This is a genomic window from Psychromonas aquimarina ATCC BAA-1526 (genome assembly GCF_000428725.1).
Lineage (GTDB): Bacteria > Pseudomonadota > Gammaproteobacteria > Enterobacterales > Psychromonadaceae > Psychromonas > Psychromonas aquimarina.
In genome coordinates this window covers 1-1,635 of record NZ_AUAM01000128.1, presented here as the reverse complement: position 1 = coordinate 1,635, position 1,635 = coordinate 1, and the positions used below count along the sequence as shown (strand labels likewise).

Sequence of the window (1,635 nt, the reverse complement as noted above, 5' to 3'; positions counted from 1 at the left end):
GCTCCGATATTTAATCCTTTAACAGCATATTTATTAATTAAATATTCAGCAACTTTGTCATTGCCGATAAAGGCATCCGCTTCACCTTTTACAACGGTTTTTAGCGCCTCAAGTACACCGTCAACCATAACCAACTCAATTTCGGGATGATTATCGGAAAGATAGCTCTGTATCGCCCATCCCCGCGGTGTCGCGACTTTTTTCCCATGAAGTGCTTTGATATCTTCAATCACAGGTGAATTTTCAGCCGTAATAAAATGATTACGCAACTCTAGGATCGCTTCGGAAAAGAGCCCCATTGCTTCTCTTTCTCTTGTTTTAGAAAGTGAGTGTAATATATCTATCGTTTTTCCTTTAAAAAGAGCAATCAATTCATTCCACAAGTAACCGTTTACAAATTTAAATTCAAGCCCGGTTTTTAGACTGATAAGCTTGATAAGATCTACGGTATACCCCATTGGTTTACCGCTTTCAGCAAAATCAAAAGGGGGCCAATCCAGTTCGTTGGAAACTTTCAGTGGCAGGGTGCCGCTTATAAATTTTTTCTCTTCTTCATTTAAAGTGGTGATTTTAGAAATACGTCCGATACCATCTGTTTTAAGCTGCGTCGGCGAAACTGAGGAGGAGATTTTCTCGCCTTTTTCATTAAATAAGAAGAGCTCGCTTTCCGGCAGAGTGGCCTGCTTTGTCAAAAATGATGATATAACGCCTATGGTGATATCGGCGCCTAAAACAATACCGTTTGTATTAATATCCCTTGCATAAGTAATCCCCGGTGAGTTCAGACTCGAAAAATAATAAGGCTCGGTCTTCACCAGCCCCTTTGCTCCAGAAGCTTTTTTAAACCAGGGTCTTTGTCTCGGATCGTAATCGCTATTTTCAGTTTTTTTGCCGATCAGCATGAAACTCGTATCGAGATATTCGCTATACTTAATCACGCTCCCCCGATGTGAAATAACCCTGACAGCAAGCCATCTGCTATTTCTGGGAGCATTGAAGTGCTCATGCATCCCTTCAACAACTCTTAAATTAATCAGTTCATAAAAGTCCCCATTTTCGTAACCGACATACAATGCGTAAATAACTGGGTTGTCAACCATAGCTTTTGCAAAAAAATTCATGGCTGAATGATATTGATTATAATCAGATAAGTCTTTTAGAGCAGGGTATTCAGCAGTCATATTGATCATAGTTGCCATTTTACTATCAATAAGCTTTATGCGGTCGGCAACTCTCTGGGATATGTGAGTAAAAGACGCACCAGCAGCTGCCAGCGATAAACGGCTGCTGAAATAGTACTGCTGGCCTATCAGCAATAAGGCAATAAAAAATGTGATAGTAAAAAAAATGAATAGGATATTACTGCGGATTGAAAATAATTTATGCATTTTTCCACCCTCATTTTTCATCTGTCCTTTACGAAGCATTTTCCATGACTCAATACCGGCGTTCGTAGCCTCTGCTTCTGCTATAGCTTTGAATCCTAGTACGGTTCGCATCTTCCATTTCACTGTGCGATGATTTTGCCCAACCATGTTATTAATATACTTTATTTGAAGGATTTCATTAAGGTGGCCCGCCATAGCTACGAAGCATTGTTGCCAGTTTAGGGGATCTAGAGCAACGCAATTAATC

General features: G+C 40.0%; 1 protein-coding gene. It reads right to left on the bottom strand.

Going from position 1 to position 1,635, the window contains the following annotated elements; translation table 11 throughout:
* Window positions 1–1,635, bottom strand: a 1,635-nt coding sequence (locus G337_RS0119255) for a transporter substrate-binding domain-containing protein (protein ID WP_157619402.1), incomplete at both ends; no start/stop codon positions are given.